The sequence below is a fragment of the Shewanella sp. GXUN23E genome (genome assembly GCF_050865035.1).
In the GTDB taxonomy this organism is placed as follows: domain Bacteria; phylum Pseudomonadota; class Gammaproteobacteria; order Enterobacterales; family Shewanellaceae; genus Shewanella.
On the sequence record NZ_JBOZWP010000008.1, the window covers coordinates 21,042 to 35,967 of the forward strand.

A 14,926-nucleotide genomic window follows, 5' to 3' on the forward strand; every position below is an offset into this window, starting at 1 on the left:
ATAGACAGGATTAATTCAGCAAATGCTGTGCCAAGTATTGGTTCAACCTGACAACATTGAGATTGAAGGAAAATGGACAGTACAGAAACAGCGAAGGCCGTGGCGCAGATTACCTCGCTTGCCGACGGTAACATTGCTGCATGGCAAACTCGTCGGTGAGTTTTTGCTCAATTCGTGCCTGTTTCAATTCTGCGGCACGGGCTTTTTTATCCAGCAGCTGCTCAACCGCTTTACGTTTACGCTGTTGCTCCAGCCAATGCTGCTGACGATGAGCCCGCATTTCCCGGGATTGTGATACCGCTTTGATTTGCTGACCGATAGCATCATCAATCTGTTTGATAAATTTATGAAATTGCTGGTAGAAGGTGACACTGATCCGACCACCGGACTTGTCTTTGAGCTGTTGCATATAGTCAAGGCGATATTGATTCAGTGCCTGTAACTGGGCTTCCCGTTTTTGCAGTTCACTCTGGGCGGCTCTGAGCTGTAATCCCGCCTGCTCCTCGGATTCCTGCGCCAGCGACAATACCGTCAGCAGCGGATCTTTACTCATTCCAGCCACCTGTTATTTGAGCCATAAAATATCGACCTTAGCAGTTCCACATTCACCGTCCATTACCCATGACACTGGGCTGCAAGCTGGGTCAACATCAGTTGACTGCGCTCCAGTGATACAGACTCCTTCATGCCCTGGCGCAAAAAAGCATTCATGGCCGGTTGCAGCCGAATAGCATTGTCAATTCTGGGATCTGCCCCCTGGCTGTATGCCCCGATAGAGATGAGATCGCGGTTTTGCTGGTACAGGGAATAAGTCTGTTTCACCCGGCGCATGGCATCCATGTGCTCACCTGACACCACCATCGGTGCCACCCGGCTGATGGATGCCTCAATATCAATCGCCGGATAATGGCCGGCATCCGCCAGCGTGCGGGACAGCACTATATGTCCATCAAGGATCGCCCTGGCTGCGTCGGCAATGGGATCCTGCAGATCATCCCCTTCGGTCAGTACAGTGTAAAACGCCGTGATGGAACCTTCTCCTTGCGCACCATTACCGGCGCGTTCCACCAGCCGCGGCAAACGCGCGAACACAGATGGCGGATAGCCTTTGGTCGCCGGAGGCTCTCCCACCGCCAAGGCCACTTCCCGCTGAGCCTGAGCGTAACGGGTGAGACTGTCCATCAGCAGCAGCACGTTGTAGCCCATATGACGGAAATATTCGGCGATGCGGGTGGCGGTTTCACAGGCTCTGAGTCGCATTAATGGTGAGGTATCGGCCGGAGCCGCAACCACAACCGCCCGTTCACGCCCCTGCTCACCGAGGATTTCCTCAATAAATTCCTTTACTTCCCGCCCACGTTCACCCACCAGTCCAACCACGACAATATCCGCCGCTGTGCCACGGGTCATCATCCCCAGCAGCACACTTTTTCCCACACCGGAGCCGGCAAATAACCCCATACGCTGTCCCTGCCCCACAGTCAGCATGGCGTTGATCGCCCGCACGCCGACATCCAGAGGTTGTGAAATGGCGGTTCGGGCGAGGGGGTTGATTGGCTGATTGTGAGCCGGAGCCAGTTCGGAAGTTTTCAACGGGCCTTTTCCATCGAGAGGTTGACCGCTGCCATCCAGGACCCTGCCAAGTAAGCTCATCCCTACTGGCAGACGGCTTTGCTCTCCCAATGGCGTCACCTTCGCGCCGGGCAGCACGCCCTGCAATTCATCCACCGGCATGAGATACAAAAGCTCGTCATCAAAGCCCACCACTTCAGCAACCATCTCGCCTCTCATGGTTTCGATGGCACACAGGCTGCCAACCGGCGCCCGGCAACCGCAGGCTTCCAGAGTCAGTCCAACCACCCGCACCAACTGGCCACTGGCCACCGGCCTGAAAGGCGGTTGCTGCTGCGTGTGCTCACGCAGCCTATTGAGTAATTGGCTCTTGCGCCTGTCCATCGTCATTTTTCGGTTCATCCGGATTGGCTGAATCTGCGTCGGCAGGCTCGTTTGCGGGATTCTCGGTATCGCTGGCAGGCAGCTCTTCAGATGCTGACACTAGCTTCCGGTTGTCAGTCAGATCGTGCTGAGCCGCAATCGCATCAGTCTTTGACTGATATTCACGCTGTAGCTCCTCCAGTTCACTTTGCGGCGCCAATAGTACCTGCTCCAGACGTTCTGCCAATCGCAGATCCACCGACGAACGTTGGGTGCTGACAATACAGTCTCCCTCATGCATCGATGGGTCCTGCTCGATATCCCAGCCCTGACGCTCCAGTTGACTGTGGCTGTATGCCTCACCGATCCGACGGGCATCTTCCGGATGCACCCGGATGAGCACCTGTTGCTGCTTGAGGGGCAAGGCGTCAACCCCCTGACGCAGCGCCACCAGTATCTGCTCCGGATGTATTTTCAACTCGGCCATGACCACCGATTTGGCCAGTATCATGGTCAGCCTGAGCAGTTCCATCTCCACTTCGGTATCCATTAACGCCAAGGGTGCCTGTAGCTGCGCCATGGCCGACTCCAGTTTCGCCAGCACGTCATTGCTGCGCTGCATGCCAGCATCAAATCCCTGTTGCTGTCCCTGTTCAAAACCTGCGGCATACCCCTGTTCTTGACCCTCGCTGTTACCCTCCTCCAGCCCCTGGGCATAACCGCGTGCCTGTCCTTCGGCAAAGCCTTCCTGTTCGGCCTCAGCCCGGATTTGTTCAAGCTCCGCCATGGTTGGCGGCATGACATCCTGCGGCTCTTCATCCAAAGGGCGTCCGGCACGCTCTGTATAACCGAACATGTCAGATTTGGGCGCACTGTCGGCCCGACCAACATTGGGCAACGACCAGGATTCAAATGCCCTGGCATCATCACCGCTCAGGTATCCACGGCGAGGTTTCAGCGCATCAGGATCAGAGGAACTCATCGCCACCACCGCCGCCTAACATGATTTCACCGGCATCAGCCAATCGACGGGCCACACCCAAAATCTCTTTCTGGGCCAGCTCAACTTCACTGATACGTATCGGCCCCATGGCTTCCAGGTCATCCCGCAGCATTTCCGCTGCCCGTTTGGACATGTTGCCCAAAATCTTATCCTTGAGCCCCTCATCAGCGCCCTTAAGCGCCTTCATCAATACATCCTGCTGTACTTCACGCAGCAGAGCCTGGATACCGCGGTCATCCACATCGATAAGGTTGTCAAAGACGAACATCAGATCCTGGATCTGCTGCGCCATCTCTTCATCGGCCTCACGCATGGTCTCCATGATCTGGGATTCGATGGCGGTATCGAGGAAGTTCATGATATTGGCAGCAGCCTTGAGTCCACCCATCTTGGCCGCCTGCGCGCCGCCCTGACCGGCAAACTGTTTCTCCATAATGTCGTTCAGTTCCTGCAATGCCGCGGGCTGAACCTCTTCAAGATTGGCAATTCGCATCAGCAGATCCAGCCGAGTGTTTTCTGGAAACTGGGAGAAAATCTCGGCGGCCTGATCAGGCTCCAGATACGACAATACGATGGTCTGGATCTGCGGGTGTTCATTGGCGATGATGGTTGCCACCTGACGGGGATCCATCCATTTCAGCGACTCCAGGCCCTTGGCACCGCTGCCCATCACAATCTGGTCGATCAGATTGCCGGCTTTGTCTTCACCCAGTGCCGCAGTCAGCGCCTTGCGCACGAACTCTTCACTGTTGAAGCCGATGGCGGAGTATTTCTGAATATCATCCAGAAACAGCCGGTGCACTGCGATGACCTTTTCATGGCCAAAATCCCGCATCGCCGCCATGGCTTTACCCACCACCTGCACCTCTTTGGGTTCAAGGTGTTTCATGATGGAAGCCGCGTCAGATTCACTCAGACTGAGCAACAGAATCGCGGTTTTCTCAATACCACTGAGATCATCAATGTTAAAGCCGCTTTCACCCTTTTCTTTCACTTTATCATTCATTCTTCTGCAACCAGTTCTTGACTACCTGGGTGGACAGCTCAGGTTCATTCGCCACCAGAGCGCGAATGGCCTTGATCATATCGTCATCTTTGTGAAGGTTCGGAATCGTAATGGAACCATCATCTGCATAGGAATATTCCGAATCCGATGGCTTCAGCATGCCCAGCGTATCAGCGGCATACTGATCTTCGATCTCCGCCAATTCATTACCGAATCCCGGCTCATCAGGCACCTTGTCTGCATCCGGATAGATAAGGCGCTTGAGCATGGGCCGCACAACCGCGAGGATAAGCACCAGGATCACCAGAGCGCCCAACACCAGCTTAACGGCGCGCCAGAACCATGGCTGCTCCCACATTTCCGGTGCAGGACCGGACTCAACCAATTGATCCATAAAGGGCACTGTCACCACTTCGATAGCATCACCCCGCTGGGTACTGAAACCAATGGCACCTTCAATAAGACGGCGAATATTGGCCAGCTCCTCCTCTGTACGGGGCACCCGGCTGACCTCACCGCTTTCAGATACTGCGCCGGGCTTGAAGTCGACCGCCACAGAGACGCTTACCCGACGTACATTGCCTATTTGCTGGCGGGTATGGCTGATCACCGTATCGAGCTCAAAATTGCGGGTCGCTTCTTTATGGCTGGCACCTGAGCTGTCACTGCTGCTCTGTCCCGGCGTCACGGTCTGCGGAATATTCGACTCCATCGGCGGCTGATTGGTCAGGGCACCTGGAATGCCTCCGACGGCCTTGCCATTGGAGTTATTTTCCACTGTCATTTCGCTGCGCAGTGCCGGCAAATCCGGGTTAAAACGTTGAGCCGTTTCCTCCACTGCGGTGAAATCGAGATTAACATCGACCTGAGAGGTAAAGTTTTCCGGCCCGAGAATAGGAATAAGAATAGACTCGACTTTGGCGCGATACTCAGCTTCTTTCTGCTGCACCAGCTCCAGCTCTCTGCGGGCTCTGGCGGACACGCCACTTTGACTGCCTGAATTCAGCAAACGTCCGTTGGCATCGGTCACTGTCACCCGGGTGGGATCAAGCCCCTCCACCGCAGAGGCCACTATATCCACCACCGCGTCCACTTCTCCCTGTTCCAGACCGGCACGGCGGGTAGTCAGAACCACGGTTGCACTGGGCTGACTGCGATGACGGGCGAACACGTTTTCCTTGGGCAGTGCCAGGATCACCTTGGCGCGATTGATACTGTTGAGCTGTTCAATGGCGCGGGCAAGATTCTGCTCCTGACTGGCTTTCAGGCGTGCACGCTCCATTCGCTGACTGACACCGAATCCTGAATCCTTGCTCAGGTAATCCTGATCGCTGGATATGGCATCGACCCCTTCACGGGACAGCAGCATCTTCACATCCTGATACTGTTCCTCCGGAACCTTGATGACGTCCACATCAATTTCATAGGGAATTCTGGCTTTGTCCAGCGCATCGAGCACCTCAACCATCTGCTGAGTGCTCATTTTCCCGAGTGGCCGGTAGTCGGGCTCCTGCGCCCAAAACATAATAAATACCGCCACCGCCAGACAAATCGCCAGCGCCAGGATCATGGTTATCTGCTTGAGCACATCCACGCCGCCCATCGATGCCATAACACCTGACTTGTTTTCCTGAATAGCGTCGCCATCTGCGCCGCCTGATACCACCATGTCAGTACTCACGGTTCACTCCATAATGCCGGGATTAAACCGGCATACTCATGATTTCTTTATAGGCTTCAACGAACTTGTTGCGGACCTGAATCGTCGCCTCAAAAGCCACGCTGGCCTTTTCACGGGCGATTACCGTGTCTGACAATGTCACCCGCGAGTCTCCCATTTCAAGCCGGGTTGCCAGCTGCGATGCATTGGACTGCAGGTCGGTCACTGTGCCCAGCGCCTGAGATAACAGTTCGCTGAACTCGACTCCGCTGGTGTTGTTGATCTGCTGGCTGATTTGGGGTTCAAGCCCCTGAGATGGCGCAATTTCACCCTTAAGGCGCTGCATTTCCATCATGAGTGAAGTATTTCCAATCTGCATCCCGGACTCCTAGCGTCGATTTGTTGACGAGTCGTTTCCATTATCCGGTCGATGCAATTAGTTTGCCAAAGTGAAAAAGCAGACCCAAAGGTCTGCTTTTCTCAGTATCAAGTCCCGATCTCAAGGGCTATCAAGCGGGCAGTTCAATCCCCATATCGCGCATTCTGGCCATTTTATATCTCAGCGTTCTGGCGCTGATCCCAAGTTTCTCGGCCACCTGTTTGCGACTGCCATTACACTGTGCCAGAGTTTCCAGAATGATCACATGCTCCTGTGCCTGCAATTCGCTGCCCAGAGTTTCCGCCGCGCCGTCTCCAACGCCGGATACAGGGGCGGGGCGGGAATCGCTGACAGGCAACGCCAACGGCACATCCTGTAAATCCAGAATAATATCGTCAGCCCGAACCTGCCCACCCTGTGCCAGAATCAATGCCCTTTGCATCACATTGTCCAACTCACGCACATTGCCAGGCCAACTGTGCGCCAGTAACTTGTGTCTGGCGCTGTCTTCCAGCACAGGCACCTGTACAATCCCCTGCTGATTGCTGTGTTTACTCAGCAAATATGCCGCCAGCGGTAATATATCTTTTGGTCGCTGATACAAGGCTGGCCAGGCCAATGGAAAGACATTGATACGGTAGTAGAGATCCTCGCGAAATCCACCGTCCGCAGCCATTTGCTTGAGATCCCGGTTGGAGGTCGCCAATACCCGCACATCCAGCTTTATGGTCTTGCGTCCGCCCAGACGCTCAACTTCACGCTCCTGCAGAACCCGCAACAACTTGGCCTGCAATCCCAAATCCATCTCAGAGATTTCATCCAGCAACAAAGTGCCGCCCTGCGCCTGTTCAAACTTGCCCGGACAGGCCTGATAAGCGCCGGTGAAGGCGCCCTTCTCATAACCGAACAGGGTCGCTTCCAGCATATTTTCAGGAATAGCCGCGCAGTTAATCGCCACAAAAGGGGCCCCGCTCCGCCCGGAGTGACGATGTATATACTGGGCCAACACTTCCTTACCGCTGCCGCTGGGACCGGTGATCATCACCGAGGCATCCGACGCAGCAACCCGCTGCGCCAGAGCCAGTAGTGCCAGACTTTTATCATCGGCCACGACAGGATCTTTATTGTCACTGTGACTGGGCAGATAGCGGCTGACCTGGTTGAGCAATACCTCCGGTGCAAAAGGCTTGGCCAGATAGTCCACCGCCCCGAGTTTGATGGCATTGACCGCATTGTGTACCGTGGCATAAGCCGTCATCAGTAATACCGGGATTTTCGGAAAATGCTGCTGCAAGTAGTTGAGCAGCGCCATCCCATCCACCCCCGGCATCTGTACGTCGGTAATGACCATATCTACTTTGTGGCTCTTGAGCGCCACAATGGCGTCCTCGCCATTGCCACAGGTAACACATTCGTATTGAGCCAGCAGCAGAGTGTCCTGCAGCGCCTCCCGCAGGGAGTGATCGTCCTCGACCAACAAAATTCGTGCTTCCATCAGACTGCCTCCCGGCTCTGGTGAATCTCATGTGTGCCCCGGTGAACCGGCAGCATAACCGTCGCTGTGCATCCCAGTCCCGGTTGACAGCTGAGTTGCAGTGAACCGCCATGGTTACGCACCACAGACTGAACGACCGCCAACCCCAAGCCGGTACCCTGTGCCTTGGTGGTAAAGAAAGGCTCCAACACCTGCTGTTGCAACTCAGCATCCAGCCCCTTGCCATTGTCCATGACCTGAAGCAGCAACTGTCCCTGTAACTCCTGAGTCTGCAGGGTCACCTCGGTCGCGCCGGCTTCCAGACTATTCATCACCAGATTGCCAATGGCACTGGCCAGTGCGTTGGCATTGCCCAGCAACGTTGCGCTGGTATGCTCATGACGGATGATCCGGGCCTTCTGACGCTGCACTATAGGTTCACAGCTGGCCACTACCGCATCCAGTACACAGCTCATACTCAGGCTTTCTGCCATCCCCTCCTGCCGCCCTTTGGCCATCAGCAGCATGTCATTGACCTGATGTTCCAGATCATTGAGCCTGTCGAGCAATTTTTGCTGAAACTTTTGGCGGGAATCGGCATGCAATGAAGGACTGCCGAGATTGGCGGCATACAGCAGCGCAGCTGACAGCGGGGTACGAATTTGATGAGCCAAACTAGCGACCATCTTACCCAGCGCAGACAGGCGCTGCAGGTGGGACAGGTTCTTTTGCAGCAAGCGGGTTTCGGTCAGATCAGTCAATACAATTAACTGGCCTGGTTCCGGGTCAAGAGGTGTCATGGCCAGTTTGACCCGCCGACCATTACGCAGGGACACTTCATGACCATCGTCCTCTCTAGGCGCGAATGAGCGATTGATGATACTCAGCCAGCGCTCACCCTCCAGTGGCTCGCCAAGCAGCTCTTTTGCGACAGGATTTGCCTCAGACACCACCCCGTCGCCATTGAGCAATATCACCCCGGATGGCATCGCCTGCAGGATATGCTCCAGCCGGGACGACATATTGGCCGCCTCCTGCATAGGAACCCATTGTGTGCCGGTATGCTCAAGGGTGGTAAAAGCCGCCAAAGAGTTTGCTGACATAAAAAACCCCGTCAAAAAAACGTTTCTGACGGGGTCTATGCATTCACTATGCCAATAAAATCAGCAAGCTATTCTATTGTTTAGTAAAGATTTATTCTTTACCCATGCCATATTTGCGCATTTTTTCAACCAGTGTAGTACGGCGGATGCCCAGCATTTCGGCAGCTCTGGCAACCACATTGTCCTGCTGCTCCAGCGCTTGACGGATCATGTCAATTTCCAGCTCAGCCAACAAATCCTTGAGGTTAACCCCTTCGGGCGGCAATTCGCTGGGGAATCTGGCGTCAGGAATTTCCACCGGTTCTTCATCATTGAAAATAGAGGCCAGCGCATCGCGCTCCATCTGTGCTTCGCTGACTTCGACACAGTATTCCGGAACATCGATATGACGATATTTGATTGGCAGATCGTTGACATCCACCAACCCACCCGGATACAGAATGGTCAAACGCTCAACCAGATTGGACAGTTCACGCACGTTGCCGGTCCAGCCATGTTCTTTAAGCGAATCTATGGCCCGCTGGGTAAAACGCACCTTGCCACGACCTTCGTTATAAACCCGGCTGACCAGCTCCTGCAGCAACAGCGGAATATCTTCAGCCCGCTCACTCAGCGAGGGCATTTCCACCGGGAAGACGTTGAGGCGATAGAAGAGATCTTCGCGGAATTCGTTGCCTTCTATCATCTTTTCCAAATCCCGGTGAGTTGCAGCAACCACGCGCACATCGGCTTTCAGGGTTTTGGTTCCGCCCACCCGCTCAAACACCCGCTCCTGCAATACCCGCAGCAACTTCACCTGCATCTGCAAAGGCATGTCACCAATTTCATCGAGAAACAGAGTGCCACCTTCAGCCAATTCGAAACGCCCTTTACGGGAGCTGATGGCACCGGTAAAAGAGCCTTTTTCATGGCCAAACAGCTCACTTTCCAGCAGCTCTGGCGGAATAGCGCCGCAGTTCACCGGAATGAAGGGGCCATCACGCCGGGTTGACAGATAATGAATATTTCGGGCAACCACCTCTTTACCGGTACCGGACTGACCCAATACCAGCACAGTCGCGTCAGAGCCGGCGACCTGGTTAATCAAGTGCCGCACCTTAGCGATGCCCTCGCTGCGGCCAACCAGGCTGCGAAACAACTTGGTTTGATTGCCACTGGTTGGCACTTCCAGTCGTTTGGACTGCCCAAACACCTGGCAGAAATGCAATAACTCTGTCAGTTGGGGATAATTGAAAGGTTCTTCAATGGTGCCCAGCACGTTCCCGGCCGTCACTCCCTGAGGCGTTCCCAGCAACAGGATGGGTTGCCAGGGGAATTTTGCTGCAATGGACCTGGCATCGTCGAAGGAAACAGTATCCAACGAAATCACTAATGCCCGAAAACGAGTCGCATCCAATCTGGAAGCAATATCATCCATGGACAGGTTTTCAACCTGTTCACCCAAAAACTCAAAAATCCAATTCAGGCGGGTTAACCGCTCTGACGGCTTTGAGACAATTAAGATTTGTTGTTCTGTTTGCATCATTCAGTAGGCCGTAAAGCTCAGTTATCGGGCATGATTGGCATTTATTGTTAATGTTAGTTGCTCAGACACCCATTTTGGTGGGGCACAGCTTCCTGCGTTGGTATTTTACCAAGGGCATATTCTTATATCGATGCCCCGGACGCAAGTTTCTGTGCACTCAAATTGCTGGATAACCTAATGATAGTTCAAATCAACCCCATGCAGGCTCCCAAACGTCAATATATCGTCAGATGTCAAAAAGGCGCAAACTGCGCCTTTTGCCGGGATTGCAGCGGTTACACCGCTTCGCCGTGCGCGCTGATATGATGCTGATCTTCCGGGATAGCATCCCAACCTTCCTTGATGTTGCGCAATATTTCGATGACATCATCGATTGCCTGAACATCATTGTTGAGATTTGCCTCTGAAATTCGTCTGAGCATAAATTCATACAGTTCGCTCAGATTGCGTGATATTTCACCACCGGCATCCATATTAAGGCTGTTGTTCAGACCATTAATAATACCAACGGCTTTGCCAATCAATATCCCCTTATTGGCGATATCACCTTGTTCGATGGCATAACGACTCTGAGCCAGACGCTCAAGCGCACCGGCAAACATCATCTGGATAATCCGATGAGGTGATGCCACAGCGATTTCACTCTCCAGGGAAACCTTGCGGTATGATCTCATTGATCCTCTCATAACTCACCTACCTATCTGCATCTATCGCTTTGTAAACATTGACCTGACGTTTACTTTTACTGCCAAGACACAAAAGTGACTGACGATGGGCCCGAAGCTCTGCGCCATCACGCGCAAACGAACGGGTAAGCTCCAATTGCTGCTGCAAATACTGCCGATCGGTAAAACTATCGTCTGCCAGCAATTCATCGAGTAAAAGTTGACGCTTGTTTACCAGCTCTTGCAAATCTGATACCAACATATCAGTTGATGCGTCTTCAGCGGTGTTCGAAGCGAGTTGAGAAAACAGTTCAGCCATTGCTGTATTCACGTTATCCAGAGCCTGCATGCTGCCTCCTTACTGTTTAATCACACCGGGCAGCGAGTTCAGCCTGTCGGCCAGCCCCTGACTTTGTTGATTGAGTTGTGCCACAACCAAATCCATGGCGTTGAACTGTTTTAGCAGTCGGGCCTCCAGCTGCCCCATCTTGCGGGTAAATGCAGCGCGCTGGTCATCCAGTCGCTGCTGTTCAGAGGTATAGGAATTATTGCGGCTGTCTATCACGCCGCCGGCTTTAACGTAACCCTCGACCATGCCATCAAGTCTGTTGGCTATCCCAGAATTTTCAGTGGCGAACAGACTTTCAAGCTTGCCCATATCATTGGTAATGGCTTCCGTCAGCTTATTGTCATCAACCGACATTTTACCGTACCTGTCGATACTGATGCCGATATCGTAAAGCGCCAGGGAGCCGCCAGTGCCATCATCAACCCGTTCACTGACAATATTCCGCAGTTGTGACTCCAGCGAGCGGATCATCGAATCCCCCTGCAGCGCTGCAGCTTCTTTTTTCTCTGCGTCGTAGGAAGACAGCTTATCAATGGAACCAATCAGATCGTTGTAGGCTTTGACAAAGGCATTAACGTTTTCCTTAACCGCATCATTGTCCTGCTCGATCGTCAGTGTGTGGGTCTTGTTGATATCGGCATCAGTCAGTTTCAGCGTGACGCCGGCAATCGCCCCGTCGACGGTATTGCCTGACGAGGTCAGTTTCTGATTGTCGATATAGATGATTGAATCCTGGGCATTCTGCAGTGTCTGCAAATTAGCCCCGCCGAACATATCAGTAAGTCCGGTACCAGTGTTATCTGTTGGAGTAATATTGATTTGGTTGGCTGTGCCACTGGAATGACTGCTGAATACCAACTGATTGCCGGCATCACTTCTGATGACAGTTGCCGTCACGCCAACATTATCAGAGGCGTTATTGATATTGGCTGCGATGGTCGACAGGTCATCCGTACTGCCAACCGGCACAGAAAAACTTTTACCATTGACGGTAAATGCCAGAGAACCTTCGCCCACCGGTGCACTGGCATCGGTCACATGGCTACCGCCAACTTTATGAGCCTGTGCCAGCTGTTCAACTTTAATGCTGTATATGCCAGCCTGAGCAGATTTGCTGGCCTCGGCGGTGAAAAACGCAGAGTCACTGGTGGACACTTTGCGTTGATTAAGGTTGTCGCCATTACTTAATTTAGCAAGAGCGTCCTGGAAGGTAGACAACTTACTTTTGAGGGTGCCAATGGCCGACACCTTGGAGTCAATGATTTGTTCCGTTCTGTCGAACAGTGCTTCTTTGGGTACCTTTTCAGCATCCACCAACACTTTCACAATGCCGGAAATATCCAGCCCGGAACCAATACCTGTCGCCGTCAGAGCCATAACAACCTCAATACAGGAAAGACGTAGGCGTTATGCCTCCGTCTTCATCAAAAGTCCTGTGACCTCTGACAATTTCGCCGCCAGCTCCAGCGCTTCTTCGCTGGGGATCTGACGGATCACCTCACCAGAGTCCACATCCATTACGCTCACCACATTTGCGCCTGAGCTGTCATCGACACGAAAAGCCAGTCCCTTGCGCATCAAGGACATCATATCTGACATATTAGCTGCCAATTCCTCGAGTTGCTTTTCACTGGGCTTGGGTTTCGCTTCTTCCTTTTTTTCAGTGACTTCTACTGCATTGATCGTGCCACGTGGGTTCAGTTCAGGGGTAGCCAGTTGCGAATGTTTGACCTGGGTCCCACTGAGATCCTGTTTAGCCAGTGTTGACGACGTATTTGTCTGAATTTCCATAGTCGTTTCTCACCTCTAGTTGCCGCGCTTACCTTGCTGTCCAAAGCAGGAAGGGAGATCCGTCACCGAACCTCCCTCCTCACTTCAGATTATCGGTGCCAACTTCTGACTTAGAGCAGGGAGAGGGCAATCTGTGGCAACTGGTTCGCCTGAGCCAACATGGCCGAACCCGTCTGCTGCAGCACCTGGTTCTTGGTCATGGTGGAGGTTTCCTTGGCGAAGTCTACATCCACAATACGGCTTCTGGCATCCGATACGTTGGCCTGGGTATTGGCACTGTTGGCAATGTTGTGGCCCAGACGGTTTTGGATAGCACCAAGCTTAGCGCGCTGAGTATCGATGGTCTTGATAGCGGCATCGATTTTCCCAATCGCCGAGTTACGACCGGCAGAAGTCAACACTGTCAATGAATTGACTGACAGAGTACCAGAGTCGGTCTTTTTCACTGAGATAGTCACATCTTCGCCATCCTGGTGACCTACCTGGAATTTTTTGCCGGCAGAGAAAGTGCCAGTCATCAGTTTGGTATTACCGAAGGCAGTCGTGTTGCCGATAGCGGTAATTTCCAGCGCCAGCTGATCCATTTCGTCTTTCAGCGCCTGCAAGTCTGCGGAGCTGTTGGCACCGTTTTCAGACTGAACGGCCAGGTCACGCATACGCTGCAGCATATTGGTCTGCTCCTGCATCGCACCTTCAGAAATCTGGGCGATGGAGATAGCATCGTTTGCGTTGCGCATGCCTACTTCCAAACCACGCACCTGACTGTTCAGGCGGTCAGAAATGGCCAGACCGGCAGCATCATCTTTGGCACTGTTAATCCGCAGACCACTGGACAGACGCTCCATGGACGTAGCCAGATTGCTGTTTGACAGTGTCAGGTTCTTTTGCGCCTTCAGTGAGGTCACGTTCGTATTAACTGTAATCGCCATAATCCTATCCTCTTGAATAACCTGGCTTTGAAACATGCCTGTCTCTCTTTGCAAGCCAGGCGGGTATTCCTCGTTACAGTTACTTTAACGGCCTCATCTGAACGAACTTTAGGCTTTTTTAAAAAAATTCTAAACTCCTGGATAGCAACTCTTATTTATCTGAAAAATATAGATAAAACAAAACCGGAGGAGGTTTCCCTGCTCCGGTTTTTGCCAACAACATGACATTATCCCAACAACGACAGCGCGATTTGTGGCAACTGGTTGGCCTGCGCCAGCATCGCTGAACCTGTCTGCGACAGCACCTGGTTTTTGGTCATCTGCGAAGTTTCCTTGGCAAAATCCACATCCACAATCCGGCTCTTGGCGTCTGCCACGTTGGCCTGAGTATTGGCACTGTTGCTGATGTTGTGTGACAGACGGTTTTGCACCGCACCCAACTTGGCGCGCTGGGTATCAATCTTTTTGATCGCCGCATCGATGCGGCCGATTGCCGAGTTACGGCCTGCCGATGTTTTAATGGTCAAGGCGTTTACAGACAGACTGCCAGCGTTGTTGGTATTGACCGAAATGGTCACATCCTCACCATCCTGGTGACCTACCTGGAACAGCTTGCCTGCCGAAAAAGTACCTGTCATCAGTTTGGTATTACCAAAGGCAGTACTGTTACCGATGGCGGTAATTTCAGACTTGAGCTGCTCGATTTCATCCTGCAGTGCCTGCAGGTCATCACTGCTGTTGGCACCGTTTTCTGCCTGAATAGACAGATCACGCATACGCTGCAGCATGTTGGTTTGCTCCTGCATTGCGCCTTCCGCAATCTGGGCAATGGAGATCGCATCGTTGGCGTTACGCATGCCAACTTCCAGACCACGAACCTGTGAGTTCAGACGGTTGGAGATCGCCAGACCCGCAGCATCATCACGGGCACTGTTAATCCGCAAACCACTGGACAGACGCTCCATAGAGACTGCCAAGCCGCTGTTGGATGTATTCAGGTTCTTTTGAGCCTTCATGGATGTCACGTTAGTATTAACGTTAATAGCCATTTTCAGTTCCTCTTCCTAGTTGTACCGCCAAGGCTTGGAGCTTGGCTAAATTCTCAAT

The 14,926-nt window shown here is 53.0% G+C and carries 15 protein-coding genes; all 15 read right to left on the reverse strand.

What is annotated here, in order from left to right; all coding sequences use genetic code 11:
* Positions 1 to 109: 109 nt before the first annotated feature.
* Positions 110 to 553 carry a flagellar export protein FliJ gene (gene fliJ, locus ACRRUX_RS09180; RefSeq protein WP_432529441.1) on the reverse strand — a complete coding sequence of 148 codons (444 nt, stop codon included), beginning with the start codon at positions 551 to 553 and terminating at the stop codon, positions 110 to 112.
* Positions 554 to 615: 62 nt separating this feature from the next.
* Positions 616 to 1,956 (reverse strand): flagellar protein export ATPase FliI, encoded by a 1,341-nt coding sequence (fliI, locus tag ACRRUX_RS09185; RefSeq protein WP_432529676.1) that lies wholly within the window; start codon positions 1,954 to 1,956, stop codon positions 616 to 618.
* Positions 1,925 to 2,917, reverse strand: coding sequence for a flagellar assembly protein FliH (fliH, locus tag ACRRUX_RS09190; protein ID WP_432529443.1), 993 nt, complete (start codon positions 2,915 to 2,917; stop codon positions 1,925 to 1,927). Before fliH ends, fliI begins: the two co-directional genes overlap by 32 nt.
* A complete protein-coding gene (fliG, locus tag ACRRUX_RS09195; protein WP_432529445.1) occupies positions 2,904 to 3,944 on the reverse strand; it encodes a flagellar motor switch protein FliG in 1,041 nt (346 codons plus the stop codon). Before fliG ends, fliH begins: the two co-directional genes overlap by 14 nt.
* Positions 3,937 to 5,613 carry a flagellar basal-body MS-ring/collar protein FliF gene (gene fliF / locus ACRRUX_RS09200; protein ID WP_432529678.1) on the reverse strand — a complete coding sequence of 559 codons (1,677 nt, stop codon included), beginning with the start codon at positions 5,611 to 5,613 and terminating at the stop codon, positions 3,937 to 3,939. Before fliF ends, fliG begins: the two co-directional genes overlap by 8 nt.
* Before the next feature lie 34 nt (positions 5,614 to 5,647).
* Positions 5,648 to 5,983: a flagellar hook-basal body complex protein FliE gene (gene fliE / locus ACRRUX_RS09205; RefSeq protein WP_432529447.1), complete on the reverse strand. Its 336-nt coding sequence runs from the start codon at positions 5,981 to 5,983 to the stop codon at positions 5,648 to 5,650.
* Positions 5,984 to 6,113: 130 nt separating this feature from the next.
* Complete coding sequence (locus tag ACRRUX_RS09210; protein ID WP_432529680.1) at positions 6,114 to 7,481, reverse strand: sigma-54-dependent transcriptional regulator; 1,368 nt, start codon at positions 7,479 to 7,481, stop codon at positions 6,114 to 6,116.
* On the reverse strand, positions 7,478 to 8,560 hold the full coding sequence (locus tag ACRRUX_RS09215) for a sensor histidine kinase (RefSeq protein WP_432529449.1): 1,083 nt from the start codon (positions 8,558 to 8,560) through the stop codon (positions 7,478 to 7,480). Before ACRRUX_RS09215 ends, ACRRUX_RS09210 begins: the two co-directional genes overlap by 4 nt.
* Before the next feature lie 91 nt (positions 8,561 to 8,651).
* Complete coding sequence (locus ACRRUX_RS09220) at positions 8,652 to 10,085, reverse strand: sigma-54 dependent transcriptional regulator (RefSeq protein WP_432529451.1); 1,434 nt, start codon at positions 10,083 to 10,085, stop codon at positions 8,652 to 8,654.
* A 275-nt stretch (positions 10,086 to 10,360) separates the two neighbouring features.
* Positions 10,361 to 10,771, reverse strand: a complete 411-nt coding sequence (gene fliS / locus ACRRUX_RS09225) for a flagellar export chaperone FliS (protein ID WP_432529453.1) — start codon at positions 10,769 to 10,771, stop codon at positions 10,361 to 10,363.
* Between the two features lie 7 nt (positions 10,772 to 10,778).
* The gene (locus ACRRUX_RS09230; protein ID WP_432529455.1) at positions 10,779 to 11,099 is read right to left on the reverse strand and encodes a flagella biosynthesis chaperone for FliD, FliT; all 321 of its coding nucleotides are present in this window, start codon (positions 11,097 to 11,099) and stop codon (positions 10,779 to 10,781) included.
* A gap of 9 nt (positions 11,100 to 11,108) precedes the next feature.
* On the reverse strand, positions 11,109 to 12,476 hold the full coding sequence (gene fliD, locus ACRRUX_RS09235) for a flagellar filament capping protein FliD (protein WP_432529457.1): 1,368 nt from the start codon (positions 12,474 to 12,476) through the stop codon (positions 11,109 to 11,111).
* Between the two features lie 30 nt (positions 12,477 to 12,506).
* On the reverse strand, positions 12,507 to 12,890 hold the full coding sequence (locus ACRRUX_RS09240) for a flagellar protein FlaG (protein ID WP_432529459.1): 384 nt from the start codon (positions 12,888 to 12,890) through the stop codon (positions 12,507 to 12,509).
* Positions 12,891 to 13,000: 110 nt separating this feature from the next.
* Positions 13,001 to 13,819, reverse strand: coding sequence for a flagellin (locus tag ACRRUX_RS09245; RefSeq protein WP_432529461.1), 819 nt, complete (start codon positions 13,817 to 13,819; stop codon positions 13,001 to 13,003).
* Between the two features lie 227 nt (positions 13,820 to 14,046).
* The gene (locus ACRRUX_RS09250) at positions 14,047 to 14,868 is read right to left on the reverse strand and encodes a flagellin (RefSeq protein ID WP_432529463.1); all 822 of its coding nucleotides are present in this window, start codon (positions 14,866 to 14,868) and stop codon (positions 14,047 to 14,049) included.
* Positions 14,869 to 14,926 lie beyond the last annotated feature (58 nt).